The organism is Streptomyces gamaensis (genome assembly GCF_042656465.1).
Lineage (GTDB): Bacteria > Actinomycetota > Actinomycetes > Streptomycetales > Streptomycetaceae > Streptomyces > Streptomyces gamaensis.
Map to the genome: position 1 here is coordinate 406,230 of NZ_JBHSPB010000001.1, position 24,294 is coordinate 430,523.

Genomic DNA, 24,294 nt, shown 5'->3' on the forward strand with positions numbered 1-24,294 from the left:
GCGAAAACGGTACAGGGCTCCCCCCTGTCCCTAAATGTGCTATCACTTTGCTAGACGCGGTCCGCGGGGTGCTCCCCGGCGGACCGCCCGAGAGAAAGCGGGGGTTCCCCATGTCCGACACCACCACCGGCCCTGCCGTCGAAGCGCCCCCGTCCGCCCCGTCGGCACCGGCGAAAGCACAGGTCAGGGAGTTCCCGGCGCATGACATCGGCGGCGGTACGGCGCTGCTGCTGGGGCTCGTCGGGCTGCTGCTCGGCATCGGCTGCGTCGTCCTCGGCGCGCGTTTCGCGACCTCCGGACAGGGCGCTGCGGCCGCCGCGCTGATCGCCGCCGGCATCGTCGTCGGCCTCGCCTCGCTCATCGCGATGAGCGGGCTGAACACGATCGCGCCGGGCCAGGCCCGGGTCGTGCAGCTCTTCGGCCGCTACCGGGGCACGATCCGCACCGAGGGCCTGCGCTGGGTCAACCCGTTCACCAGCCGCGACAAGATCTCCACGCGGGTCCGCAACCACGAGACGGCCGTACTGAAGGTCAACGACGCCTACGGCAACCCCATCGAGCTCGCCGCCGTCGTGGTGTGGAAGGTCGCGGACACCGCGCAGGCGAAGTTCGCGGTGGAGGACTTCGAGGAGTTCGTCGCCACCCAGACCGAGGCGGCAGTCCGTCACATCGCCATCGAGTACCCCTACGACGCGCACGACGAGGAGACGCTCTCGCTGCGCGGCAACGCCGAGGAGATCACCGAGAAGCTCGCCGTCGAGCTGCACGCGCGGGTCGAGGCGGCCGGGGCGCAGATCGTCGAGTCCCGTTTCACGCACCTCGCGTACGCGCCGGAGATCGCCTCTGCCATGCTGCAACGGCAGCAGGCGGGCGCGGTGGTGGCCGCGCGCAAGCAGATCGTGGACGGCGCGGTCGGCATGGTCGAGGAGGCCCTGGCCCGGATCAGCGAGCAGGGCATCGTGGAGCTGGACGAGGAGCGGAAGGCCGCGATGGTGAGCAATCTGATGGTGGTGCTGTGCGGCGACCGGGCCGCCCAGCCGGTGCTCAACACGGGCACGCTCTACCAGTGACCCAGGAGCCGCCGCCCCGGGGCCGGCCGCGGCAGCGCAAGCAAGTGCTGCTGCGGCTCGACCCGTTGGTGCACGACGCGCTGACCCGCTGGGCGGGCGAGGAGCTGCGCAGCGCCAACGCGCAGATCGAGTTCCTGCTGCGCAAGGCCCTCGCGGACGCGGGCCGCCTCCCCAAGGGCACGGGCGGCCTGCCGCGGCGGGGGCGGCCGCCGAAGGGGGAGTGACCGCCGGCCGCGCGGCTCCGCCCCGCCGCGAGGCGGACGGCTGCGGTCAGCCCTCGACGATCCGTACGGGCAGCCGGCGCATCTCCCCGCGCAGCGCCCGCGCCAGCTGCTCGAACTCCGCCTGGCGGGCGCTGCCCGCGCGCATGGCCAGGGCGATGCGGCGGGCGGGGGCCGGGTCGGCGAAGTAGCCGGTGGCCAGGTCCTCGCTGCGGCCGGTCTCGACGCGCAGCGCGGTGCGCGGCAGCAGCGTCACCCCCATGCCGCCGCCGACGAGCTGTACGAGCGTGGCCAGTCCGGCCGCGCTCGTCGTCGCGGGCAGCCCGGTCGTGCGCCCCGCCTCCCGGCAGATGTCGAGAGCCTGGTCGCGCAGGCAGTGCCCCTCGTCGAGCAGCAGCAGGTCCAGTTCGCGCAGCGCCTCGCGCGGGATGTCCCCGCGCCCGGCGAGCCAGTGCTCGCGGGGCGTGACGAGCACGAAGTCCTCCTCGAACAGGGGGAGTTCGACGACTCCGGGCACACCGAGCGGCACGGCGAGCAGCAGCAGGTCGAGCCGCCCCTGGGTGAGGCCGTCCAGCAGCGAGGAGGTCTGCTCCTCGTGCACCTGGAGGTCGAGCGCGGGGTAGGCGTCGTGGACCAGGCGCAGCACGGTGGGGAGCAGATACGGGGCCACGGTGGGGATCACACCGAGCCGCACGACTCCGGTGAAGGGGGCGCGGGCCGCGTCCGCCTCCTCCAGCAGCGCGCCGACCGCGTCGAGGACGGTACGGGCGCGCACGGCCAGCCGCTCCCCCGCGGGGCTGAGCAGCACTTTGCGCGTCGTACGCTCAAGGAGGCGGACGTCGAGCAGCTCCTCCAGGGCCGAGACGGCCGCGGAGAGCGCGGGCTGGCTCATGCCGATCGCGGAGGCGGCATCGCGGAAGTGCAGATGCTCGGCCACGGCGACGAAGGCCCTCAGCTGGGCGAGGCTGGGCTGGCGGGGCCGCGCGGGGGCGACCTTGGCGGGAGCGCCGGCCTCGGCGGCGGGCCCGGAGCGCTCTGTCCGCTTTGCGGCGTTCATGCCGTTCGTACCGCTCTCAGGGGCTTCACCAGGGGTCTCCCCCCGGGGTATACGGGACTTCACTGATAACCACCTCCGATCAACTTCACTCAGTCTAGCTATTTCCCTTATCAATGCCTCTTGTGGCAGGGTTTCCCTGTCCAACCCCCAGGAAGCCCCCACCCGGGACGTTCCTCGTTGCAAGGAGAGCGCGTGCTCACTGTCGGTGACAAGTTCCCCGAGTTCGACCTGACCGCCTGCGTCTCGCTCGAAAGCGGCAAGGAGTTCGAGCAGATCAACCACAAGTCCTACGAGGGCAAGTGGCGCGTGGTGTTCTTCTGGCCCAAGGACTTCACGTTCGTCTGCCCGACCGAGATCGCCGCCTTCGGCCAGCTGAACGACGAGTTCGCCGACCGTGACGCGCAGATCCTCGGCGTCTCCGGCGACTCCGAGTTCGTCCACCACGCCTGGCGCAAGGACCACAAGGACCTGCGCGACCTGCCCTTCCCGATGCTGGCCGACGCCAAGCACGAGCTCATGCAGGCCTGTGGCGTCGAGGGTGAGGACGGCTACGCCCAGCGCGCGGTCTTCGTCATCGACCCGAACAACGAGATCCAGTTCGTCATGGTGACCGCCGGTTCCGTCGGCCGTAACCCCAAGGAGGTCCTGCGGGTCCTCGACGCCCTGCAGACCGACGAGCTGTGCCCCTGCAACTGGAGCAAGGGCGAGGAGACCCTCGACGCCGTCAAGCTCCTCGCCGGCGAGTGAGCTGATTCTCCATGGCGCTCGATGAACTGAAGTCCGCCGTACCGGACTACGCCAAGGACCTGAAGCTCAACCTCGGCTCGGTCATCGGCAACTCCGACCTGCCGGCGCAGCAGCTGTGGGGCACCGTCCTCGCCTGCGCGATCGCGACCCGTTCGCCGATCGTGCTGCGCGAGCTGGAGCCGCAGGCCAAGGAGAACCTCTCGCCCGAGGCGTACACCGCCGCCAAGGCGGCCGCGGCCGTCATGGCGATGAACAACGTCTACTACCGCACCCGGCACCTGCTGTCGGACCCGGAGTACGGCACCCTGCGCGCGGGGCTGCGGATGAATGTCATCGGCAACCCGGGCGTGGAGAAGGTCGACTTCGAGCTGTGGTCCCTGGCCGTCTCCGCCATCAACGGCTGCGGCATGTGCCTCGACTCGCACGAGCAGGTGCTGCGCAAGGCCGGGGTGTCCCGGGAGACGATCCAGGAAGCGTTCAAGATCGCCGCGGTGCTGCAGGCGGTCGGCGCGACGCTGGACGCCGAGGCCGTGCTGAACAGCTGAGCGACACGTCGCCGCTCTCACGCGGGAAGGCCCGCCGGTCCACAACGGACCGGCGGGCCTTCCCGCGTTCTGCGCGCCGTACGGGCCGTACGGGCGTCACTCCGCCCGTTCCGGCTCCGGCCCGGGCACCCGGCTCACCGGAATCCGGGGCTCCGAGGGCGCCGTCCGCGCGGTCCGCAGCGCGCTCTCCTGGGCGTACGCCCGCAGATAGCCGACGACGGTGTTGGTGACGGCCGCCAGCGGCACCGCGACCACCGCGCCGCCGATACCCGCGATGAGCGAGCCCGCGGCCACCGAGAGGACCACCGCGAGCGGGTGGACCCGCACCGCGCGGCCCAGGATGAACGGCTGCAGGATGTGGCCCTCGATCTGCTGCACCGCGAGCACCACCACGAGCACCATCAGCGCCGTGAACACACTGTTGGCCACCAGCGCCACGATCACCGCGAGCGCCCCGGAGACCACGGCGCCCACCAGCGGGATGAACGCGAACAGGAAGATGATGACCGCGAGCGGCACGGCGAGCGGGACGTCCAGGCAGTACAGCCCTATGCCGATGCAGATCGCGTCGATCATGGCCACGATCACCGTGCCGCGCACATAGGCGGTGAGCGTCGCCCACGCGCGCGGGCCCGCGCCCGCGACACCCTCGCGCGCCGCCGCCGGGATCAGCTTCAGCAGCCACTGCCAGATCCGCGGACCGTCGTAGAGCAGGAAGAGCGTGCTGAACATCGCGAGCACGATGCCCGTGAGCACCTCGATGATCACCTGGACGCCCTCGATGCCCGCCGAGGTGATGTCCTTGGTATTGGTGCCGATGGCCTGGCTGAGGTTGTCGGCGATGTTGTTGATCTGCTTCTCGGTGACGTGGAACGGACTCGTCAGCAACCAGTGCTTGAGGTCCTTGATGCCCTGCTGCACCCGGCTGGACAGATCGTCGAGGTTGTCGGTGATCTGCCAGACGACGAACCAGCCGACCAGGCCCATGACGACGAAGCCGGCGGTGAAGGTCATGGCCGTGGCGAGCCCCCGCGGCACGCCACGCCTCTTGAGCCAGGCCACGGTGGGCTGCAGCAGTGCGGTGATCAGCAGTCCGGCGACGAAGGCGAGCACCACCAGCTGCACGGAGCTGATGACGCGCATGAGCACCCACAGGGCTCCGGCGAGGACGAGCAGCCGCCAGCCGGCCTCGGCCGCGACCCGTACGCCCCAGGGCACGGCGGCGACCGGGTCGGGGCGGGCGGCGACGGCCGGCGCGTAGCCGGGCGGCGCGGGCACCTGCCCGTCGGACGCCGGGGAGACCTGGGCGGGACCGGGCGCGGTGGCGGGTTCGGGTACGGGCGCGGGCGCGGGTTCGGCGGGAACGTCGGCGGTCCGGGGCGCGGGCCGGGGGACGGCGGGTTCGGGCCCGGGCTCGGCGCGTACGGGCACGGCGGGGCCGGGGTACGGCGGGGCCGCCGTACCCGGAGGCCCTGCCGAGCCCTCTTCGAGCCGGGCGGCGAGCCGGGTCAGACCCGTTCCCACAGCACCGACCCATCGTGGCAATCTGGACATTCTTCTTCCTCTACCCCCACTTCCCCCGCGGCCATGCTGACGACGTTACCTGTGCCGACGTGCGTTCGAGGCGCACAGGTGTCGCGGACAAGGACACAGCGGACCCCCGGCCGGGTTGAGGCCGGGGGTCCGCTGTATGACGGGAGAGGGCGCGAAGAAGGAGCCCTCGGCACCGGGAGAGGTGCTCAGTACCAGTTGTTGGCCTGCCAGAACGACCAGGCGCCGCAGGGGCTCTTGTAGCGCTCGTTCATGTAGCTCAGGCCCCACTTGATCTGGGTGGCCGGGTTGGTGCGCCAGTCGGAGCCCGCGGAGGACATCTTCGAGCCGGGCAGCGCCTGGACGAGACCGTAGGCGCCGGAGGAGGCGTTGGTGGCGGTGTAGTCCCAGCTGCTCTCGTTGTTCACGATGTTGCTGAAGCACTGGAACTGGTCGGCCGGGACGATCTGCTGGGCGAGCGCCTTGATCTCGGCGGTGCTGTAGGAGCTCTTGGCCGTCAGGGCCGAGGCGTCGCGCTCGGCGGAGCGGCTGGCCGCCGCGTCCTTCTCCTCGCGCTCCTTGGCCTCCTTGGCGGCCTTGGCCTCCGCCTCCTTCTTGGCCGCGGCGTCGGCGGCCTCCTTCTTGGCGGTCGCGTCCTCGGCGGCCTGGAGGCGCGCGGCCTCCTCGGCGGCCTGGCGCGCGGCGGTGTCGGCGGCCTGGGTCTGGGTGTCCGCCTGCTGGGTCAGCGAGGCGGTGACGGCCTGGGCGTTCTGTGCGACGGGGATCGCCGCGAGGAGGCTCGTGTCGGCGGCGGTGGCCTCGACCCTGGCGTCCTTGGCGGGCTCGCTGCCCGAGGCGACTCCGACGACCGCTCCGACAGTGGTGACCGCGGTGGCGGACGCCACGGCGAATCCACGGACCGAGACCCGGCTCACACGCATTCCTTCCAGCAACGCCCGCACCGGTGACCTCGCGGGCGCGATCGTGCCCCTGGCGCTGGCCTCCGTCTGGCCCGTCCCGCACGGGGGCACGGAACAGGCTGGTCACAGGAGACACGGGCCCGGTGGGATCCTCCCGCTGGGGAGGCCCGCATGACGCTCGGGCGGCATACGGCTGCGCTCATTCAGTTCTCGGGCGCACCCCGGGGGGAGGTGCGTCAGGTGCCGTATGCGGGGCCTGACAGGACCCAGACTCTGCCCCACGGGGACGCCCGGAGGCAATTCGCAGTTGCGTGGGAAAGCTCACATCCCGTTTGAAGCAGGGGGTTTGTGGAAACGGTCGCACGCACCGACGGCGCGCGGCTAAGCTCTCTCGCTTCGCCACGCGCCGCCCTGCCCGCCGTTGACGGGTCACCGGGTCAACTGCCGCCCCGCGGGCCTCAGATGCGCCCCTCCTCCAGCATCTCGGTGACCAGGGCCGCGATCGGGGAGCGCTCCGAGCGGGTGAGGGTCACATGCGAGAACAGCGGGTGCCCCTTGAGCTTCTCGACCACCGCCACCACCCCGTCGTACCGCCCGACGCGCAGGTTGTCGCGCTGCGCCACGTCGTGGGTGAGCACCACACGGGAGTTGGCGCCGATCCGCGAGAGCACGGTCAGCAGCACATTGCGCTCCAGGGACTGCGCCTCGTCGACGATGACGAACGCGTCGTGCAGCGAGCGGCCCCGGATGTGGGTGAGCGGCAGCACCTCCAGCATGCCGCGCCCGACGACCTCCTCGATCACCTCGGCGCTGGTGACCGCCGAGAGCGTGTCGAAGACGGCCTGGGCCCACGGGCTCATCTTCTCCGCCTCGGTGCCGGGCAGATAGCCCAACTCCTGGCCGCCGACCGCGTACAGCGGGCGGAAGACCATCACCTTGCGGTGCTGCCGCCGCTCCAGCACGGCCTCCAGCCCGGCGCACAGCGCCAGCGCGGACTTGCCCGTGCCGGCCCGGCCGCCCATCGAGACGATGCCGATGTCCGCGTCGAGCAGCAGGTCCAGCGCCACGCGCTGCTCGGCGCTGCGGCCGTGGATGCCGAACGCCTCGCGGTCGCCGCGCACCAGCCGCACCGCGCCGTCCGCGGTGACCCGGCCGAGCGCCTTGCCGCGCTCGGACTGCAGCACCAGCCCCGTGTGCACGGGCAGTTCCGCCGCCTCCGGCACCTCGCACACCTCGTTGGCGAACAGCTCGTCGACGCACTCGGCGCTCACCGTGAGCTCCGCCATGCCCGTCCAGCCGGAGTCGGTGACGGCGAGCTCGGCGCGGTACTCCTCGGCGAGCAGTCCGACCGCGGACGCCTTGATGCGCAGCGGCAGGTCCTTGGAGACGACCGTGACGTCGTACCCCTCGGCCTGGAGGTTGCGGGCCACCGCGAGAATGCGCGAGTCGTTGTCACCGAGCCGGAAGCCGGCGGGCAGTATGCCGGTGTCCGAGTGGTTGAGCTCGACGCGCAGGGTCCCGCCCAACTCCCCGATCGGAATCGGGGAGTCGAGACGGCCGAATTGCACCCGGTATCCGTCGAGCAGACGCAGGGCCTGCCGGGCGAAATAACCGAGCTCCGGGTGGTGCCGCTTGGCCTCCAGCTCCATGACCACCACGACGGGGAGCACGACCTCGTGCTCCTCGAAGCGGCACATGGCGCCTGGGTCGGCCAGCAGGACGCTGGTGTCGAGGACAAACGTGCGCCGGGCGTCATCACGGCGTTTCTTGCTGGTCACCACGGGTGGACGAACCCCCTCGGGGAGGTCGGGGCGCGACGGCGTCGCCGGGGATCGGGCCGGGTCGAAGCCCTTCGAGGGCCGGACTCCGGCCCTCCGCGTCGGCCGCGCGCGGCCCCTGGGGTCCGCTCGGTCGCACGGTCGTCGTCCGTGTGCAAAGGGCCTCCCGGGCGGGCGGCCCCATGCCGCCCGCTGGCAGAGCGACGGTCTTTGGACAGACCGTCGGCCTGTGGGGGATATTCCCGCTGCACCGCTTGACCATGCAACGGCATATGCGACGCGGAAGTGAACACCCGGTCCGTCAGCGGCCGTAGCGCCCCCGGCGGAGCCCGTCCGCGCCGTGTGATGTAATCACGCGGCGCACGCCGGGAGTTGGCGCCCCGCCCCGGTCCGCCGAAACGGGATCAGAACCCGTAACGCCGGTGCCGCGCCGCGTAATCGCGCAGCGCGCGCAGGAAGTCGACCTTCCGGAAAGCCGGCCAGAAGACCTCGCAGAAGTAATACTCCGAGTGCGCGCTCTGCCACAGCATGAAGCCGGAGAGCCGCTGTTCGCCGCTGGTGCGGATGATGAGGTCCGGATCCGGCTGGCCGCGCGTGTACAGATGCTCGGTGATGTGGTCGACGTCGACCTTTTCCGCCAGCTCCTCGTGCGAGGTGCCGTTCTCGGCGGCCTCCAGGATCAGCGAACGCACCGCGTCGGCGATCTCCTGCCGGCCCCCGTAGCCGACGGCGACGTTGACCAGTATCCCGTCGACGCCCGTCGTCTCCTGCTCCGCCTCCTTCAGGACGGCCTGGGTGCGGGCGGGCAGCAGGTCGAGGGTGCCGACGTGGTGGACGCGCCAGCGGCCGTCGGCCGCCAGCCCCCGCACGGTGTTCTCGATGATGCCCAGCAGCGGATTGAGCTCCACGGCGGGCCGGTCGAGATTGTCGGTGGAGAGCATCCACAGGGTGACGACCTCGACGTCGGTCTCGCCGCACCAGCCGAGCAGTTCGGTGATCTTGTCGGCGCCGGCCTGGTGGCCCTGCTCCGTGGTGCGGCCGTCGGCTCTCGCCCAGCGGCGGTTGCCGTCGAGGATGACGCCGATGTGCTTGGGCACCTGCGCATGGTCGAGGCGGCCTTCCACCCGGCGTGCGTAGAGCCTGTACACCAGGTCGCGCAACCTCTTCACGTCTTCCAGCCCCTCCGTGCCATGGCGGTCGCCACTGAGGGCGCCACCCTACTGCCCGCGTGTCGCGGGAACCCAACTCGGTGCGTCACAGGACCGTGATAGTCAGTGCGCATGGCAGATTCCAGTCTTCCCACACTTTCCGCCCACTATCGCGCGGCGGAGTCCCGGTACGACGCGATGGAGTACCGCCGCAGCGGCCGCAGCGGACTGAAACTCCCGGCGATCTCCCTGGGGCTGTGGCACAACTTCGGGGACGACCGCGCGCTCGATACGCAGCGGGCCATTCTGCGCCGCGCCTTCGATCTCGGGGTGACCCACTTCGACCTCGCCAACAACTACGGCCCGCCGCCCGGGTCGGCCGAGCTGAACTTCGGGAAGATCTTCGCGCAGGACTTCCGGCCCTACCGGGACGAAATGATCCTCTCGACCAAGGCCGGGTATCTCATGCACCCCGGCCCGTACGGCGAGTGGGGGTCGCGGAAGTATCTGCTGTCCTCCCTCGACGCCTCCCTGCGCCGTATGGGTGTCGACTATGTCGACGTCTTCTACTCGCACCGCTTCGATCCGGACACTCCGCTGGAGGAGACGATGGGGGCGCTCGCCTCCGCCGTCCGGCAGGGCAAGGCGCTGTACGCGGGTATCTCCTCCTACAGCGCGGAGAACACCCGCGAAGCCGCCCGCATCCTGCGGGAGATGGGCGTCCCCTGCCTGATCCACCAGCCGTCGTACTCGATGATCAACCGGTGGACGGAGGACGACGGACTGCTCGACGCCCTGGAGGAGGAGGGCATGGGCTGCATCGCCTTCGCGCCCCTCGCCCAGGGCCTGCTCACCGACAAGTACCTGCACGGCGTCCCGGAGGACTCGCGGGCCGCGCAGGGCAAGTCGCTGGATCCCGGGCTCCTCACCGAGGAGGTGGTGCGCCGGCTGCGCGGGCTGGACGCGATCGCGCGGCGGCGCGGGCAGTCCCTCGCCCAGCTCGCGCTGACGTGGGTCCTGCGGGACCCGCGGACGACCTCGGCGCTGACCGGAGCGTCGAGTGTGAGCCAGTTGGAGGCGAACGTCGCGGCGCTGGGCGCGGCGAAGCTGACCGACGAGGAGCTGACGGAGATCGACGCGCTCGCGGTGAGCACCGAGGGCGTCAACATCTGGGCGCGCCGCGGCTGAGCGACCGCTGAGCGACCGCTCAACTGCCGTGATCAGCACGGTTCGTCACCCACGGTGACGGGGGCGCAAGAAAACGGGCCGGTCCGTGGGGGGGATACGGACCGGCCCGAGGGGGGGTTTCCACCTTAACCGGTCCCGGGGGGTGCTTCGTGCATCGACAGGGGTGACGGGGCCCGCCGTGCTGACGCTCGGTGACCTTGATGATCTTGAACTGGGGTGCGGCGTACGGCCGCTGAAGACGCCACGGGGCCCGCCATTACTGGCCGTACAGCGTAGAAGCGGCCCATGCGTCCCGGCCGGGAAGCGGTCGGACGGACCCCGCGAAAACGTCTTGAAAAGTCATCCGCGATTTGACGCCGAGGACGCGGCGCATACGTCAAGTGCCGGGTTTTCCCGCTGAATCGAACCGCGCGTGCGGTTTTTCGGCAAGCTGTTCGGGTGTGCTTCCGGTACGGACGCGCGCTCGCGGTGCCGGCGTTCGGCGAGGGCCGCCGCGCCGGAGGCCGCGAGCGCGGCCGCCGCGAGGGCGGCGGCCACCCAGCCGACGGAGGCGTAGCCCAGGCCCGCGTCGATCGTGAACCCGCCGAGCATCGGCGCGAGCGTGATCCCCACATTGAACGCCGAGGTGTTGACGGCCCCGGCGAGGGTCGGCGCGTCACCGGCGATGGTGAACACCCGTGCCTGGACAGCGGGGTTGGTCACGAAACCGAGCAGCCCCAGCAGGAACACCAGGGCGACGGCCACCGCCGCGTTCCCCGCGGCGAGCCACAGGGCCAGCGAGACGAGGGCCAGGGCGCCCGTGCCCCAGCCGAGCGTCGCGAAGGGGCGCGCGTCGGCGGTACGGCCGCCGACGGCCAGGCCGACGAGCGCGCCGACCCCGTACAGCGCGAGGACGGCCGGCACCCAGCCCTCCGGCACCCCGCTGACCTCGGCGAGCAGGGCGGCGAGATAGCTGAAGGTCACGATGGCGGCGCCGCAGCTGAGCGCGGTGACGCCGTACGCGAGCCACAGCCGGGGCCGGGCGAAGGCCGCGAGCTCGCCGCGCAGCGTGCGCTCGCGGGCGCCGGTGTCCGAACTCCTCGGCAGGAAGGCCGCGATGGCCGCCATGCTGATCACATTGAGCCCGGCGACCGCCCAGAACGCCGCGCGCCAGCCCGCGTGTTGGGCGAGGAGGGTACCGGCGGGTACGCCGACGACGGTGGCGAGGCTGAGCCCGGCCGCGATCACGGAGATGGCCCGGGCCTTGTGCTGCGGGGGCACCAGGGCCACGCCGGTGGCGGCCGCGACGGCCCAGAAGCCGGCGTAGGCGAAGGCGCTGACGAAGCGGGTCGCGAGCAGCGTGGCGTAGCCCGGCGCGAGCGCGCCCACCACGTGCCCGGCGACGAAGACGGCCTGGAAGCCGAGCAGTGTGGCGCGGCGTGGCAGCCGCAGCGTGGCGACGGCCAGCACGGGCGCGCCGAGCAGCATGCCGACGGCGAACCCGGAGATCAGCAGCCCGGCGTCGGGGACGGAGACACCGAGGTCGGCGGCGAGTCCGGGCAGCAGCCCGGACAGCATGAACTCCGAGGTCCCCTGGGCGAAGATGCCCAGGGCGAGCAGATGGATGACGAAGGGCACGGTGGCGTCCTTGTGGGGTGGCAGGGGTGGCAGGGGTGGCAGGTTTTGAAACGAAGGGTTCAAAATGCGGGTACGAGCAGGCACGAACGGGGCGCGGGGCCGGCCCCGCACGCGTACCGCAACCCTCGCGGCGCGGCCTCAGATCGCGTCGAGTGCCGCGCGGGCGATGCCCCGCAGGGCCGTCCGGTCGGCGCCGGCGCGGGCCGAGACCCGCATGCCGCCGATGGTCGCGATCACGAAGTGGGCGAGCGCGCGGGCGTCCTTGGCGCGGTCGATGCCGCCGTCCCGCTGCCCGGCCTCGATCACGCCCGTGAGCAGGCCGAGCCGGCGCCGGTAGTCCCGCTCCAGCGCGTGGGCCACCTCCCCGTCGCGCGCGGCCAGTTCGACACACGCGTTGACGACGAGACAGCCCCGGCCGTCGCCCGCGCTCTCCTCCTCGACGATGGCCTCCAGCAGTGCGCGGATCCGCTCCCGCGCCGGGAGTCCGCCGTCGAGCAGGCCGGCGACGGCGGCGGTCTTGAGCTCCATGTAGCGCAGCAGGGCGCGCTGGTAGAGCTCGTGCTTGCTCTTGAAGGTGTTGTAGATGCTGCTCCGGCCCAGTCCGGTGGCCTCGCACAGGTCCTGGGTGGAGGTCGCCTCGTATCCGGCGGACCAGAACGCCTCCAGCGCGGCGTCGACCGCCCGCTCCTCGTCGAACTTCCTCGGTCGGGCCATGGCAGGACCGTAACAGTTTTGGATTATCCGTTCCAATAGTGAGGGGTGTACGCGCGGTCACGCGTGGGAGGCCCCCGCCAGCACCCCCAGCCACGCGCCCGCGAGCATGAAGGGACCGAAGGCGAGCGCCGTGCCGCGCCGCACCCGCCGCGCCGCCAGCAGGCCCAGCGCGCACCCGGAGCCCAGCAGCAGACCCGCGAACGCGCCCAGGAGCAGCACGTCCCAGCCGTACCAGCCCAGGGCACAGCCGAGGCCGAGCGCGAGCTTGGCGTCGCCGGGCCCCATGCCCGCCGGGTGGACCACCACCAGCGCGAAGTAGCCGCCACCCAGGGCGAGCGCGCCCCACAGCGCTCCGGCCCACGAGCCGGCCGCCCCGGGTATGAGCGCCGCCGCGCCGAGCAGGGCGGCCAGTCCGGCCGCGAGCGGCAGCGTCAGGACGTCGGGCAGCCGGCGCACCGAGCGGTCCACGGCGGCCAGCAGCACCGCGACGGGCGCGGCGAGCAGCCACACCGCCAGCTCGGGCCGCGCCCCGGCCGCGCCCGCGAGCGCGGCGCACACCAGCGCCGTCACCGCGGCGGGCCCGCGCGCCCCCGGCCCGTACACCCCGCCGCAGCGCCCGCAGCGCGCGGGCCCCAGCCAGCCGGCCACCGGGTGCCCGCACGGGCCGAGCCGGCGCCAGGGCTCCTCGGGGCCGACGCCCAGCCGGTAGCGGGCGCGGGGCAGCAGGGCCCCGGCCACGGCCCCGTACAGCGCGGCGAGAGCGATCAACAGCGCTTCCATGCCCCGAGGTTAGGGGGTTTCGCCGATCCCCGCCGGGGCCTGTGGATAACCTCGCCGCGAACGCCGCCACCACCCGCGACCACCCGCGACCACCCGCGACCGCACAGCAGCGGCCGCACAGGACGAGGAGCCCTCATGCCCCGCAGACAGGACGGCAGCGCACAACTCCACATCGCCGGAGGCCCCTTGGACGGCCCGTCGGTTCCACTGGAGATCGCCGCCTCCTACCGCGCACGCACCCGCGGCCTCCTCGGCCGGGACGGCGTCGAGGGCGCGCTGCTGCTCACTCCGGCCTCCGGGATCCACACGTTCCGGATGCGCTTTCCCATCGACGTGGCCTATCTGGACCGGGAGTTGACCGTCCTGGCCGTACGGACCATGCGGCCCGGCCGTCTCGGCCTGCCGCGCCCGCGCTCCCGCCACGTGCTGGAGGCGGCCGCCGGGGCGATGCGGGAGTGGGGGCTGCGGCCGGGCGTACGGGTCGAGATCCGGGGCTGACCCGAAGGTCCCAATCGGCGGGCCGGGTCAGCGAGTCGGCTCGGCCGGCCCGCGCCGCGCGGCCAGGGTCCAGGCGCCGAGCCCGAGCAGCAGGGCGGAGCCGGTGCCGATGCCGGCGTAGCCGACGATCCGCCGTGTCGCGTGCCGGCCGTCCCCGGCGGGCGCCGCCTGGTGCCGGGGGGTGGCACGCATCCCCCGGCGCGCGTCCGCCGCACGGGGTGCGCCGACCTGTACGTCGAGGGTGACGGGCAGGCCGTCCGCCGTGCCGGCGCTCGCCTTGGGGTTCAGGCTGACCTGGAGGTAGTACCAGCCGGGCAGGCGCATGCCGCGTTCCGCGTCGCTCGCGCCCTTGCCGGGGTCGCCGCCGTCGGGGGCCACGGGGGGTGTGGTGAGGGACAGTTCAACGGTCTCGCCCCGGTATCCGGCGGTCCTGTTCATGACGTACCCCCGGGCGGCGTTGTGCAGCCCGAGCCGCACCCCGTTGATCACGAACGGGCCGGGGTCGCCGCCCGCCGCGGCGCCGAAGCGGGCCGCGACGGCGAGCTGCTGGCCGGTTCCGGCCGCCACCCGGTAGAAGCGGGTCTGGCCGGGCCGCAGCCGGTCCTCCCGTGTGCCGGGCCGCAGTTCGACGGCGTCGCCGAACCCCGTCCCCGCCGCGCCCCCGCCGCCCTCTGTCGCGCCGGCGGAAGGCGCTCCGCCCTCCCCCGCCGTGTACGCGAGCTCGACCGGCAGGGCGCCCGCGTCCCCGCCCGTCGCCTCGCCACGCTTGACGGTGAAGCGGTACGTGCCCGCCAACGCGCACGGACCGCCCGTACCGCCGCCGGGGGCGACGCGTTCCGCGTAGTCGGCGACCGGGTACGGGCCTCCGGCGGAGAGGAACGTGCGGTGGCGGCCCACGCCGCACTGGGTGCCGTCGGCCTTCTGCAGGGCGACCTCGATGCCGTCCTGCGGGCCCATCGCCGTACCGGGCCGGGGCGCGGCGACCGCCGAGACGTAGGCGCTCGACGCCGCGTCCAGCTCCACGGTGTAGAACTTCCGCTCGCCGGGCCGCAGGCTGTCCGTGTACGTGCCCGGTCCGGGCCGCAGCAGCGGCCCGTCGGCGGGGTCCCGCGATCCCTGGACGGGCCGGGCGTCCGGGGCCGCCCGGTAGGCGTACGCGTCCGGTCCGGCGGCACCCGCCGCCCGCGCCGGGCAGCCCGCCCCCGCGAGCAGTCCGAGGACCGCCGCCCCCACGAGCCCGCCGCGCCGTACCCTTCTGCCCAACTCCACTTCCTCCCCCAGCCGTTGCCCCACCGACCTCAGGAGGAATTGTCCTACCCCTGCCGGGGGAAGCTCACCTCCACCCTGCGGTTCTTCCGGCGTCCGTCCTCCGTCGCGTTGTCGGCGATGGGGTAGTCCTCGCCGTAGCCGCGGATCTGGTAGGTGACGGCCGACGAGCCGATGTCCTTGGCGAGTTGCCGCTGCACGATATTGGCGCGCTCCTTCGACAGGGCGACGCCGTGGTCGGCGGAGCCGAGGTTGTCGGTGAAGCCGAAGACGCGCACGGTGGTGGCCTTCTGCCGTCTGGCCTCCTCGGCGATGGTCCGGATGCGCGCGGTGGCCGGCGCGCCCAGTTGCGCGCTGTCCTTGTCGAAGAGGACCTCGGTCTGGAGGGCGAAGGTGACGTCGGCGTTGGTGTCCTCGCGGCGTTCGGTGCCGTTGTCGGCCTCGACGACGGACTTGATGTCGAGGACCCGGCCCGGCGCGAGGCGTGCCCCGGAGCGGATCCGCAGGGCGGGCGAGGAGGCGTCGATCTTCACGGGCGGGGTGGTGCCGGTGGCGGCTCGGGGTCCGCCCGCCGCGTGCGCGGGGGCGGGCGACGGGGCGAGGACGGCGAGGAGGGCCACCGCAGCGGCTCCCACGGCCCTCGCGCACGGGCGTCGGCGCACGGCGCTCACCCCGACAGCCTGACGCGGACGGACGGCATGGTGGGGATCTGGAAGTCCACTTCGGTGACGTTCTGCGGGGGCGCGGGGAACTGCGCGAAGACGGGACGGCTCTCGTCCGGGCGGATGTTGGACAGGCCGGTGGTGCACAGGCACTCGCCGTCGGTGTCGCGCAGGACGAGGTAGCGCTTCTTGCTGCTCCCGTCGACGAGCGACGCGCCGGAGACGGAGGACCGGGACTTCATCTCCGTCTCCTTGGACAGCCATTGGATCGCGGTGAAGGGTTTGGTGCCGTGGTTGGTGAGCGTGCCGTTGACGGTGACGAAGCCTCCCTTGTCACGTACGGCGGAGGTGACGGCTATGACGATGCCGTCGGGGCCCTTCATCTCGCCGAGCACGGCCGTGTCCGCCGGTGCCGGGGACTTCTCGCGGGCACCGGGCGAGGGGTCCTTGGCGGCGGCGTTCTCCGTACGGTCCTTGCCGCCGCCTCCGCCACCTCCACCGCCCCCGCCTCCGTCGCTGCCGCAGCCGCCCGCCGCCAGGGCCACGACGGCGGCGAACGCCGCCGCGGCCGCGGCCCGGCGGGCCGTCGTGCGGGCCTGTGCCGAGTGCCGCTTGCTCATGGTCGTGTTCCTTCGGTTCGTGGGTCCGTCAGTCGACGAGGTGCACGGCGAAGAGAGTCGTGGCTTTCGCGAAGTCGTCCGGGTGCAGGGGGTCGAGGGTCAGCGGGACGCCGTCGCAGACGAGGCCGAGGGGGAGCTTCCGCTCGTCCCCGGGACGGCCGGGCGGCGGTGGCCCCGAGGGCGTCCGCGGCGGGACGGAGGGCGGCACGGTCGCCGGCGCGCTCGGCGGGGGCGGGGGTGTCGGGCGGACCGTGCAGCGCGGTTCGACGACCGCGCGCGCCGCCGCCGTGGCATGCCGGTCCTCGGTGCCCGGTACGACCGAACGCCCCACCGCCTTGGCCGACTTGACCGAGACGGCGAACGTGACGGGCAGCGGTCCCGCGCTCGCCTCGCAGCGGCCCGCGACCTCGGCGCCGTTGGCGGCGGCGTAGGCGTCCGCTGCGGCGCAGGAGGCTCCCGGGTCCCCGAGGCGGCCGCCGAGCCAGTCACCGGCCGGTCCGCCCGCGAGGACGGCGGTCAGCAGTCCGGCGCGCAGCCGGTCGCGGTAGTCCTGCGCGGCGGCGAGGGCCGCCGCGTCGGCGGCCGTACGGGCACCGTTCTCCGCGGACCCGGCCTGCCCGACCGCGAAGAAGGCCAGCGCGAGGAAGAGCAGCCCGGCGACCGCCGTGATGTACAGGGGGAACGCCTGGCCCGCGTCGGCGCGCGCGGGCCCGCCGCCGGAACACCTGCCGAGGACACGCCGTACGACGCGCGTCAGCCCCCGGTCACCCGGCCGATCTGGTTGGAGATGGCGCTGGCGATCTGGCTGCCGAAGTCCGTCCGGGTCAGGACGAGCACGATCGCCACGACGACGGCGATGATGCCCAGGTACTCGACCGCGGTCTGCCCCCGGTCGTCTCCCCCGGCGAGCGCCCGAAGGCGCTCCCGGAGACGTTTCGCGACACGTCCCGGGGCCTGTCCCGGGAAGCGCTTGCCCATCGTGTGTCCCTCCGTCGGCGGCCGGCCCCGTCCGGCACGGCGCACAAGAAAAGTACGCCGGAACAGCCACCGGAAAACAGTGCCCCTGCGGCAACTCCGTTCTCCCGAGGTGCAGTTGCGGGACCCATGTTGACCACAGCGGCCCCGCGAACCCCGTACGTCCCTCACGGCGCACCCGGCCTCACCCCCTCCCGCGCCCGTCCGCCGCCCTCGCGCCACGCGCCGGCCGCCCGCGCGACGACTGTCCCACATCCGGTTGCAGACGCGAAGGGGTTCGGCGCAATCCGCTCCCGCCGCACACCCGCCGCACTCCCGGAGTCCACGCTTCCGCTCAACTCCCCCTGATCAGCCCGAAGTCCGCGCCCGACCCCAGGAAGAACCCGGCCACCAGCAGCACCATCGTCCCGGGCACCATGAACGTGGTGATGACGACGGTCGCCTTCGGCACCGCGCGCGCGGCCCGGCGGCGGGCCCGCTGGGCGTCGGTGCGCCGCATGTCCCCGGCGATCGCGATGAGCGTGCCGACGATGGGGGCGCCCAGCTCCTCGCCCTGCTGCAACGCCGTGACGAACTGGGCCACTTGCTCGGAGTCGTTGCGCTTGCGCAGCTCCTCGAACGCCTGCCTGCGGCTGACGCCGAGGTCCATCTGCCGCAGGGTGATCCGCAGTTCGTCCGCCCACGGTCCCTCGTACTTCTCGGCGACGCGCTCCAGTGCCTGCCGGAAGCTCAGCCCCGCGCTGACGACGACCGCGAGAACGTCCAGGAAGTCCGGGAGGGTCCGCTCGATGGCGTCCTTGCGCTCGCGGACGGCCGCCCAGATGCCGACCTCGATCCAGAACAGGCCGAAGGCGACGAGCAGGACGGCGAGCAGCAACTGCCCGTCCAGGAGCATCACCAGCGCACCGCCGAAGCCGAGGAAGCCGTAGACCGCGCGGCGGGCGGCGTACCGGTCGACGGTCAGCCCGCCGGGGTTGCCCGCGCGGTCGATACGGGCGCGCACCCTGGCGACCCGTCTGTCGCCCATGAGCCGCAGGACCAGCGGCGCCCAGCGCATGCCGAGCCGGTCGAGCGCGGAGCCCACGACCGTGGTGCGGCTCGCCCCGACCTCCAGGGCCACGGCGAGGTCGGAGGGCAGTCTCGCCTCGCTGCGCCACAGCGCCACCCCCCAGCAGACACCCGCCACGGCGAGCGCGGCCAGCAGGGCCAGCAGGATCGCCATCACCGCCCTCCCCTCACACGTCGATCCGCGACAGACGGCGGATGAGGAAGAAGCCGACCCCGTACAGACAGAACGCGACGACGACGGCGGCCTGTCCGAGGACACCGGACGTCATGCGATCGATGGAGCCGGGCGCGACGCGGTCCATCAGCAGCAGGGTGCCGATCCCCATCAGGGGGACGACATAGGCGGTGATCGTCACCTGGGACAGCTGGGTGCGCACCTCGCGCCGGGTCTCCTTGCGTTCCTCCAGGGTCTGCGTGAGGTTGCGCAGCGAGCCGACGACGCTGCCGCCCGCCCGGTTGGCGAGGACCAGGGTCGTGACGAGGACGACGAGTTCGCGCGAGGGCAGCCGGGCGGACAGCTCGCCGAGCGCGTCGTCGACGGAGTGGCCTACGGCGAGCCGGTCCGCGACCTTGCCCAGCTCCTCGCCCGCCGGGGCCTCCATCTCCTCGGCGGCCATGCCGAGCGCGGTGCGCAGGGCGAGACCGGCCTGGGTGGCGTTGGCGAGGATGCGGGAGAGTTCGGGGAGCTGGTTGATGAACTTCTCGATGCGTTTGCGGCGCTGCCAGGCGAGGAAGGCCGACGCGGCCCACACCGCCGACAGGGCGGCGAGCGGCCCGAAGAACGGCGCGAGCGCGGCGGCCGAGACCAGCCACAGCCCCGCCGCCGCCCCGGCCGTGCACACGGTGAACTCGGCCGGGGTGACGTCCAGTCCGGTCGCCGCGAGCCGCGCCTCCAGACGGCGGCCGGCCCGGGTGGCGCGCAGCCGCCGGTCCAGGCGCGCGAAACGCCGGACGCGCCCGGCGTGCGGGAGCGCGGAGGCGTCGGAGAGGCGCTCGACGAGCGTGCGGTGCCGCTCCCTGCCCGACGCGTACGCCAGCAGCCCGGCGATACCGAGCGCGCAGCACAGCAGCGTGGCGCCGATCGTCAGCGCCGCGAGTCCGTCCAAGGTCAACTCCGGTCCTCCCTGTGCGTGTCGGCCGCCGCGGCCCTCATCGGACTCTCGCCGCCCGGACGAGCAGCTGGTCGGGCAGGACGGCGACGCCGAAGGCCGGCGGTACGGACTCGTTCGCCAGCCGCAGCCGCTCCCCGATCCGCTCGGGCACGGGAAAGCAGCGGAACTCCCCGCGCACGACCCGGTCGGCGTCCATCGGCCGCGCGTCGAACCGGCACGCCGTAGCGAGCCGGAAGTCCTCCCGCCCGGAGGAGTCGAGCAGCGCGATCTCCGCGACACGGCGCGCCCCGTCGGCGTGCCGGACCAGCTGGACGACGCAGTCCACGGCGCTGTTGATCTGGTCGCGCAGCGCCTCGTAGGGGATCTTCACCTCGGACATCGACGCGAGCGTCTGCAGCCGCATCAGCGCGTCCTCCGCGCTGTTGGCGTGCACGGTGGCGAGCGAGCCGTCGTGGCCGGTGGACATGGCCTGCAGCATGTCGAGGGTCTCGCCGCCGCGGACCTCGCCGACGACGATGCGGTCGGGGCGCATGCGCAGGGAGTTGCGCACCAGGTCGCGGATGGTGATCCGGCCCTTGCCCTCGACGTTCGGCGGCCGTGCCTCCAGCCGGATCACGTGCGTCTGTTGCAGTTGCAGTTCGGCGGCGTCCTCGACGGTGATGATGCGCTCCCCCTCGGGGATGAGCCCGGACAGCGCGTTGAGGAGGGTCGTCTTGCCGGAGCCGGTGGGACCGGAGACCACCACGTTGCAGCGGGCCCGCACGAGTGCCGCGAGCAGCAGCACCATACGGTCGTCGAGCGTGCCCAGGCCGACGAGTTCGGGCAGCGTGTAGGCGCGGGGGAAGCGGCGGATGGTGAGCGTGGCGCCGTTCAGCGCGAGCGGCGGGATGATGACGTTGACGCGCTCGCCGCTGGGCAGCCGGGCGTCGACCATCGGATTCGACTCGTCCACGCGGCGGTTGACGGCGGAGACGATGCGCTCGATCGTCTGCATGAGCTGTTCGTCGGAGGCGAAGCGGACGGGTACGGGCTCGACGCGGCCGGCCCGCTCGACGAAGATCTGGTCCGGCCCGTTGACCATGATCTCGGTGACGGTGGGGTCCTCCAACAGCGGTTCGAGGACACCGAGTCCGAGGGCCTCGTCGACGACACGGCGGATGAGCCGGTCGCGTTCGGCGGTGGACAGCACGGGGCCCTCGCGGCTGATGATGTGCCCGAGGACGCGCTCCAGACGGGTACGGCGGTCGGCGGGCGAGAGCGCCGACATCTCGGCGAGGTCGATCTCCTCCAGCAGCTTGGCCCGGTAGACGGGGACGAGGTGGCCCGACTCGCGGCTTTCGGCGGCGGGTTCGGGGGCGGCGATCCGTGCCCGCAGGCTCATCGGCGAACTCCTCGGTCGCCGGCGCGCGGGCCGGCCGGACACGGCATGGTGGCGCTGCGGGTCACCGTGGGCCCGCCCAGCAGCGGCACGACGGACGGCACGCGCACGCTGACGGTGGCGGTGGTACGGGCGGCGCCGTCGCAGGAGGGCGCGTCGGCGCCGTCGAGCTCCAGCCAGCCGCTGAGCGCCGCCCGCCCGGCCTCCCCGGGCGTCAGCCGCGGGTCGTCCAGGCTCGCGGTACGGGCGGCGGCCCGCGCCGCGCTGCCGGCCTGCTGCGCGGCATACGCGACGAGCCCGAGCTGCACGGCGGCGAGCCCGACGAGCATGAGCACGGGCAGAAAGCCGAGCAACTCGACGGAGGCGGAACCGCGTTGGCGCCGCGCGCGGCGCCCGGGGGCGGCGGCGCGGGCCCCCCGCCCCCGACCGCCGGCAGCCGACCGCCCACCCCCGGAAACCGGCCCGGCACCGGAACCGCGCCCGCACGCGGGGCGGCGCCCACGAACTCCGGCCACCCCGACGCCCGGCCGGGGCCGCTCAGACGCGCCTGGGAAGAGGGCCCTGGCGGCCGGCACGACCCGGGCACCGAGACCGCGTTCACGCCCCCAGCCGCCGAAGCCCACGAAGACCGCGCCCACACCGGAACCGCGCTCGGGCCGACGCCCGTCGCCCCGGCCAGCGACCGCGACCAGCCCGTCCCACCCGGGCGGCAAGCCACCCCCGGCACCGCTCACAGCAGACCGGCACCGCCCGGCGAGCCATCCCCGGTCACCCGGCCGGGCGGCAGCCGTACCGCGCGCTCCCCCCTTCATCGCCGTTCCTCCTCCGCCGCCCCGGCCGAGCCCGTCACCGTCCACGGCCAGTTCGCCGCGCCCGGGAACAGTGCGGGAACCCGCAGGGCGACCTCGGCGTGGATCAGGCCCGTGCCCGTGCCGGTGCAGGCGGGCTCGGCGGTCCACGCGCCCGGGAGGTCCGCGCGGGCCGCGGCCGCGCAGTCGTGGCCCACGGCGCCCGCGCGGGCGCCCTTGTCGGCGGCGTCGCCGGCGAGCGCGTACGTGTAACCGACCAGCACCACCTGCCAGATCACCGCGAGCACGAGCAGGATCAGCGGGAGGACGCCCGCGAACTCCACGGTGATCTGGCCCCGGTCGCCGCCACCGCGTCTGCGGAAGCGGCCCTGCGGCGGCACGGGGGCCAGCTGGTCGGCGCCCGTACCGCCGCCCCCCGGGGCGCCGCCCGCGCCGCTGCTCAGGGCGCGGCGGCGGCGCAGCCCGCCGGTGAGCGAGCGGTCGGGCGGGGCCGCGTGCGTACCGCCGCCGCGCACCGGCCCGCCGGCGAGGCCGAGTTCCCCGGCGAGCGAGCGCATCGCCTGCCGTACCGAGGACTTGGCGTCGAGGTCCTGCAGCCGCCCGGAGTCGACGGCGGGGCGCAGTTCCTTGTAGGCGGCGGGGATCGCCGTGCGGGCGGTGCGCGTGCCGGTGGTGCGGGCGACGAGCGGCGGCTGGATCTCGGCGCCGCGTGTGAGGCGGTTGACGACGGTGACGATCCCGTCGGCCTTGCGGATCTGCAGCCGGTCCCACAGCCGTACGGCGCGCTTGGCGGCCCGTACGCACACCACGTCGGGGGTGGTCAGCAGCAGGGCGAGGTCGGCGGTCTCGACGACGGCGGCCCCGGCGGCCGTCAGATACGTACCGCAGTCGACGACCACGACCTCGTACCGTCTGCGCAGGGCGGCGGCGATCTGCCGGGCGGCGAGGTCGCCGACGTCCTCGCCGCGTTCGCCCTCGCCGGGCGCGAGGAGCAGGCCGAGCCCGCTGGGGTGCGGGAAGACCGCGTCCTGCAGGACGCGCGCGGAGATGTCGTTGATGCCCGCCAGGTCGGCGACGGAGCGGCGGAACTGCACATCCAGGTAGGAGGCGATGTCGCCGGACTGGAGGTCCAGGTCGACGAGCGCGACGCGGCGCCCGGCGGCGTGCGCGGCCAGGGCGAGGTGGACGGCGGTGACGGTCGTCCCGACCCCGCCCTTGGCCCCGGCGAGGGCGACGAGCGTGCCGCCCGGGCCCGTGTCGGCGAACCCGCCGTCGCCGCCAGCGAGATGGCGGCGCATCCCGCCCGCCCACTGCGCGGCGGCCTGCACACGCGCGGCCAGCTCCTCGTAGGCGAACGGCAGGGCGACGAGGCCGCGCGCCCCGCAGTCCATGGCCGCCGCGTACAGCGCGGGCCCGGGGTCGGCGGTGACGAGGACGACGCCGACGGCGGGGAAGCGCAGCGCCACTTCCCGCAGGACGTCGAGCGCCGGTAACGGCCCGATGCGCTCGTGCAGCAGGACGACTTCGGGCAGTTCGTCGACCGAGGCCGCGGCGAGTGTGGCGAGGGCGTCGAGGAGGCGGGCGGAGTCGCCCACGCCGTGCAGCACGAGGGCGCCGGGGAGCTGTGGGAGGAGGCCGCCGAGGGCGCGGGCGGTCTCGACGTCGCCGACGGCCGGGAGGATTCTGATGGTCACCGTGTCGCCTGCCTCTGCTGTCCGGGTGTTGCGGCCTTCCGTCGGCTCCCTGTCACCGGTTTCTTCTCGCCTCACTTGTCGCCGTCGAGGGTGTACGTGCGGTCGGCGCCGCCGGCCGCGGTGTCGCTGCCGGGGGCGACGAGCGCGAGGCGGACGTGCGTGGCGAACGACTCGGCGTAGGCGACGCGCTGGGCGTCCTTGGTGTCCAGGGCGAAGGTGATCGGCACGGCCTCCCCGGCGCGCCGGGTGGTGGCCCCGCCCGTACTGCCGCTGCCGCCGGCAGTGCCGCTGCCGCTGTCGCGGTCGAAGGGGGTGAGCTTGCCGACCGCGAGCACCTGGGCGTCGCTGACGATCATCTTGGAGACGGGCTTGGCGCCCTGCTCCTTGCCGTCGAAGGTCGCGTAGACATTGACCCGCGACCCGGCGGTGATCTTCCCCGCGACCCCCGTGGCCGCGTCGATCATGATGGCGATCTCCTGCTGTCCGGGCCGCAGTTGGGGCCGGTCGACCATCATGTCCCGCTGCAGCAGGGAACCCTTGCGCAGCGGGGTGACGGCGATCTTCCCGGCGAGGTCGCGCAGATCGGTGACGGCGGTCGCGGGCAGCCAGCGCCGGGGCATGGAGATCTTCTCGAAGCTGTCCTCGACCTCGGTCAGCGGACGGTAGGCGGGCACGTCCGCCCTGAGCCGGTACGCGGTCGCCCCGGGGCCGACCTTGGACTCGGCGTCGTCGACGACGGAGAGCACCCCGGCGAACGCGCCGGCGGCGCAGAGGACCGACAGGAGCAGCAGGACGATCCCGCGGCGCTGGCGTGCATTCATGGTGCGGCGAACCTCGTTCGGGGAGTGAGGGGGCTGTGACGCGGTGGGAATCGGTTCGGGTTCCGTGAGGGGCGGG

General features: G+C 73.3%; 25 protein-coding genes and 1 pseudogene. 6 read left to right on the plus strand and 20 right to left on the minus strand.

The window, feature by feature from the left end; all coding sequences use genetic code 11:
• Positions 1-110 precede the first annotated feature (110 nt).
• Together ACFP1Z_RS01755 and ACFP1Z_RS01760 are read left to right on the plus strand one after the other, a co-directional pair.
• Entirely contained in the window at positions 111-1,070 is a 960-nt protein-coding gene (locus tag ACFP1Z_RS01755; protein WP_390313896.1) for an SPFH domain-containing protein, read from the plus strand.
• Positions 1,067-1,294 carry a type II toxin-antitoxin system antitoxin gene (locus ACFP1Z_RS01760; RefSeq protein ID WP_465269256.1) on the plus strand — a complete coding sequence of 76 codons (228 nt, stop codon included), beginning with the start codon at positions 1,067-1,069 and terminating at the stop codon, positions 1,292-1,294. Before ACFP1Z_RS01755 ends, ACFP1Z_RS01760 begins: the two co-directional genes overlap by 4 nt.
• A gap of 46 nt (positions 1,295-1,340) precedes the next feature.
• On the opposite strand, the gene ACFP1Z_RS01765 is transcribed toward ACFP1Z_RS01760, so the two are convergent.
• Positions 1,341-2,348 carry a hydrogen peroxide-inducible genes activator gene (locus tag ACFP1Z_RS01765; RefSeq protein ID WP_390313898.1) on the minus strand — a complete coding sequence of 336 codons (1,008 nt, stop codon included), beginning with the start codon at positions 2,346-2,348 and terminating at the stop codon, positions 1,341-1,343.
• Between the two features lie 192 nt (positions 2,349-2,540).
• On the opposite strand from ACFP1Z_RS01765, the gene ACFP1Z_RS01770 reads away from it, so the two are divergent.
• Positions 2,541-3,095: a peroxiredoxin gene (locus ACFP1Z_RS01770; protein ID WP_390313899.1), complete on the plus strand. Its 555-nt coding sequence runs from the start codon at positions 2,541-2,543 to the stop codon at positions 3,093-3,095.
• A gap of 11 nt (positions 3,096-3,106) precedes the next feature.
• Positions 3,107-3,640, plus strand: coding sequence for an alkyl hydroperoxide reductase (locus ACFP1Z_RS01775; RefSeq protein WP_390313900.1), 534 nt, complete (start codon positions 3,107-3,109; stop codon positions 3,638-3,640).
• A 96-nt stretch (positions 3,641-3,736) separates the two neighbouring features.
• Here ACFP1Z_RS01775 and ACFP1Z_RS01780 read toward each other — a convergent pair whose 3' ends face one another.
• From ACFP1Z_RS01780 to ACFP1Z_RS01795, 4 genes are all read right to left on the minus strand, one after another.
• A complete protein-coding gene (locus ACFP1Z_RS01780) occupies positions 3,737-5,194 on the minus strand; it encodes an AI-2E family transporter (protein WP_390313901.1) in 1,458 nt (485 codons plus the stop codon).
• A gap of 185 nt (positions 5,195-5,379) precedes the next feature.
• Positions 5,380-6,105 (minus strand): aggregation-promoting factor C-terminal-like domain-containing protein, encoded by a 726-nt coding sequence (locus tag ACFP1Z_RS01785; protein WP_390313902.1) that lies wholly within the window; start codon positions 6,103-6,105, stop codon positions 5,380-5,382.
• Between the two features lie 443 nt (positions 6,106-6,548).
• Positions 6,549-7,871, minus strand: coding sequence for a PhoH family protein (locus tag ACFP1Z_RS01790; RefSeq protein ID WP_390313903.1), 1,323 nt, complete (start codon positions 7,869-7,871; stop codon positions 6,549-6,551).
• A 401-nt stretch (positions 7,872-8,272) separates the two neighbouring features.
• Positions 8,273-9,037 carry an isoprenyl transferase gene (locus ACFP1Z_RS01795; RefSeq protein WP_390313904.1) on the minus strand — a complete coding sequence of 255 codons (765 nt, stop codon included), beginning with the start codon at positions 9,035-9,037 and terminating at the stop codon, positions 8,273-8,275.
• 111 nt (positions 9,038-9,148) lie between these two features.
• Here ACFP1Z_RS01795 and mgrA point away from each other — a divergent pair, with 111 nt between their 5' ends.
• The gene (mgrA, locus tag ACFP1Z_RS01800; protein WP_390313905.1) at positions 9,149-10,204 is read left to right on the plus strand and encodes an L-glyceraldehyde 3-phosphate reductase; all 1,056 of its coding nucleotides are present in this window, start codon (positions 9,149-9,151) and stop codon (positions 10,202-10,204) included.
• A gap of 339 nt (positions 10,205-10,543) precedes the next feature.
• Here mgrA and ACFP1Z_RS01805 read toward each other — a convergent pair whose 3' ends face one another.
• From ACFP1Z_RS01805 to ACFP1Z_RS01815, 3 genes are all read right to left on the minus strand, one after another.
• Positions 10,544-11,821 carry a Cmx/CmrA family chloramphenicol efflux MFS transporter gene (locus ACFP1Z_RS01805; protein ID WP_390313906.1) on the minus strand — a complete coding sequence of 426 codons (1,278 nt, stop codon included), beginning with the start codon at positions 11,819-11,821 and terminating at the stop codon, positions 10,544-10,546.
• 138 nt (positions 11,822-11,959) lie between these two features.
• On the minus strand, positions 11,960-12,535 hold the full coding sequence (locus ACFP1Z_RS01810; RefSeq protein WP_390313907.1) for a TetR/AcrR family transcriptional regulator: 576 nt from the start codon (positions 12,533-12,535) through the stop codon (positions 11,960-11,962).
• 57 nt (positions 12,536-12,592) lie between these two features.
• Positions 12,593-13,315 (minus strand): prepilin peptidase, encoded by a 723-nt coding sequence (locus ACFP1Z_RS01815; RefSeq protein WP_390313908.1) that lies wholly within the window; start codon positions 13,313-13,315, stop codon positions 12,593-12,595.
• A gap of 135 nt (positions 13,316-13,450) precedes the next feature.
• On the opposite strand from ACFP1Z_RS01815, the gene ACFP1Z_RS01820 reads away from it, so the two are divergent.
• A complete protein-coding gene (locus ACFP1Z_RS01820) occupies positions 13,451-13,813 on the plus strand; it encodes a DUF192 domain-containing protein (RefSeq protein ID WP_390313909.1) in 363 nt (120 codons plus the stop codon).
• Positions 13,814-13,840: 27 nt separating this feature from the next.
• On the opposite strand, the gene ACFP1Z_RS01825 is transcribed toward ACFP1Z_RS01820, so the two are convergent.
• The 12 genes and pseudogenes from ACFP1Z_RS01825 to cpaB all read right to left on the minus strand — a co-directional run bounded on the left by ACFP1Z_RS01825 (position 13,841) and on the right by cpaB (position 24,218).
• Positions 13,841-15,076, minus strand: a complete 1,236-nt coding sequence (locus ACFP1Z_RS01825; RefSeq protein ID WP_390313910.1) for a hypothetical protein — start codon at positions 15,074-15,076, stop codon at positions 13,841-13,843.
• A 50-nt stretch (positions 15,077-15,126) separates the two neighbouring features.
• Positions 15,127-15,699 (minus strand): OmpA family protein, encoded by a 573-nt coding sequence (locus tag ACFP1Z_RS01830; RefSeq protein ID WP_390313911.1) that lies wholly within the window; start codon positions 15,697-15,699, stop codon positions 15,127-15,129.
• Between the two features lie 47 nt (positions 15,700-15,746).
• Complete coding sequence (locus tag ACFP1Z_RS01835) at positions 15,747-16,361, minus strand: hypothetical protein (protein ID WP_390313912.1); 615 nt, start codon at positions 16,359-16,361, stop codon at positions 15,747-15,749.
• A 28-nt stretch (positions 16,362-16,389) separates the two neighbouring features.
• Positions 16,390-16,692, minus strand: coding sequence for a hypothetical protein (locus tag ACFP1Z_RS01840; RefSeq protein WP_390314111.1), 303 nt, complete (start codon positions 16,690-16,692; stop codon positions 16,390-16,392).
• Between the two features lie 228 nt (positions 16,693-16,920).
• Positions 16,921-17,118: pseudogene (locus tag ACFP1Z_RS01845) on the minus strand (pilus assembly protein TadG-related protein); the annotation flags it as partial.
• A complete protein-coding gene (locus ACFP1Z_RS01850) occupies positions 17,115-17,339 on the minus strand; it encodes a hypothetical protein (protein ID WP_390314092.1) in 225 nt (74 codons plus the stop codon). The pseudogene ACFP1Z_RS01845 and the gene ACFP1Z_RS01850, both read right to left, overlap by 4 nt.
• A gap of 331 nt (positions 17,340-17,670) precedes the next feature.
• The gene (locus ACFP1Z_RS01855; protein WP_390313913.1) at positions 17,671-18,558 is read right to left on the minus strand and encodes a DUF5936 domain-containing protein; all 888 of its coding nucleotides are present in this window, start codon (positions 18,556-18,558) and stop codon (positions 17,671-17,673) included.
• 13 nt (positions 18,559-18,571) lie between these two features.
• Positions 18,572-19,510, minus strand: coding sequence for a type II secretion system F family protein (locus tag ACFP1Z_RS01860; RefSeq protein ID WP_390314093.1), 939 nt, complete (start codon positions 19,508-19,510; stop codon positions 18,572-18,574).
• 43 nt (positions 19,511-19,553) lie between these two features.
• The gene (locus tag ACFP1Z_RS01865) at positions 19,554-20,897 is read right to left on the minus strand and encodes a CpaF family protein (protein WP_390313914.1); all 1,344 of its coding nucleotides are present in this window, start codon (positions 20,895-20,897) and stop codon (positions 19,554-19,556) included.
• Positions 20,894-21,706: a TadE/TadG family type IV pilus assembly protein gene (locus ACFP1Z_RS01870; RefSeq protein WP_390313915.1), complete on the minus strand. Its 813-nt coding sequence runs from the start codon at positions 21,704-21,706 to the stop codon at positions 20,894-20,896. The genes ACFP1Z_RS01865 and ACFP1Z_RS01870 overlap by 4 nt, the downstream gene beginning before the upstream one ends.
• Positions 21,703-23,397 carry a CpaE/TadZ family protein gene (locus ACFP1Z_RS01875; RefSeq protein ID WP_390313916.1) on the minus strand — a complete coding sequence of 565 codons (1,695 nt, stop codon included), beginning with the start codon at positions 23,395-23,397 and terminating at the stop codon, positions 21,703-21,705. The genes ACFP1Z_RS01870 and ACFP1Z_RS01875 overlap by 4 nt, the downstream gene beginning before the upstream one ends.
• A gap of 71 nt (positions 23,398-23,468) precedes the next feature.
• Positions 23,469-24,218, minus strand: a complete 750-nt coding sequence (gene cpaB, locus ACFP1Z_RS01880) for a Flp pilus assembly protein CpaB (protein ID WP_390313917.1) — start codon at positions 24,216-24,218, stop codon at positions 23,469-23,471.
• Positions 24,219-24,294 lie beyond the last annotated feature (76 nt).

Coding starts and splice junctions, on each gene's coding strand:
- ACFP1Z_RS01755 (WP_390313896.1), top strand. CDS start 111: ATGTCCGACACCACCACCGGCCCTGCCGTCGAAGCGCCCCCGTCCGCC.
- ACFP1Z_RS01765 (WP_390313898.1), bottom strand. CDS start 2,348: ATGAACGCCGCAAAGCGGACAGAGCGCTCCGGGCCCGCCGCCGAGGCC.
- ACFP1Z_RS01775 (WP_390313900.1), top strand. CDS start 3,107: ATGGCGCTCGATGAACTGAAGTCCGCCGTACCGGACTACGCCAAGGAC.
- ACFP1Z_RS01780 (WP_390313901.1), bottom strand. CDS start 5,194: ATGTCCAGATTGCCACGATGGGTCGGTGCTGTGGGAACGGGTCTGACC.
- mgrA (WP_390313905.1), top strand. CDS start 9,149: ATGGCAGATTCCAGTCTTCCCACACTTTCCGCCCACTATCGCGCGGCG.
- ACFP1Z_RS01810 (WP_390313907.1), bottom strand. CDS start 12,535: ATGGCCCGACCGAGGAAGTTCGACGAGGAGCGGGCGGTCGACGCCGCG.
- ACFP1Z_RS01815 (WP_390313908.1), bottom strand. CDS start 13,315: ATGGAAGCGCTGTTGATCGCTCTCGCCGCGCTGTACGGGGCCGTGGCC.
- ACFP1Z_RS01820 (WP_390313909.1), top strand. CDS start 13,451: ATGCCCCGCAGACAGGACGGCAGCGCACAACTCCACATCGCCGGAGGC.
- ACFP1Z_RS01835 (WP_390313912.1), bottom strand. CDS start 16,361: ATGAGCAAGCGGCACTCGGCACAGGCCCGCACGACGGCCCGCCGGGCC.
- ACFP1Z_RS01850 (WP_390314092.1), bottom strand. CDS start 17,339: ATGGGCAAGCGCTTCCCGGGACAGGCCCCGGGACGTGTCGCGAAACGT.
- ACFP1Z_RS01855 (WP_390313913.1), bottom strand. CDS start 18,558: ATGGCGATCCTGCTGGCCCTGCTGGCCGCGCTCGCCGTGGCGGGTGTC.
- ACFP1Z_RS01865 (WP_390313914.1), bottom strand. CDS start 20,897: ATGAGCCTGCGGGCACGGATCGCCGCCCCCGAACCCGCCGCCGAAAGC.
- ACFP1Z_RS01870 (WP_390313915.1), bottom strand. CDS start 21,706: ATGAAGGGGGGAGCGCGCGGTACGGCTGCCGCCCGGCCGGGTGACCGG.
- cpaB (WP_390313917.1), bottom strand. CDS start 24,218: ATGAATGCACGCCAGCGCCGCGGGATCGTCCTGCTGCTCCTGTCGGTC.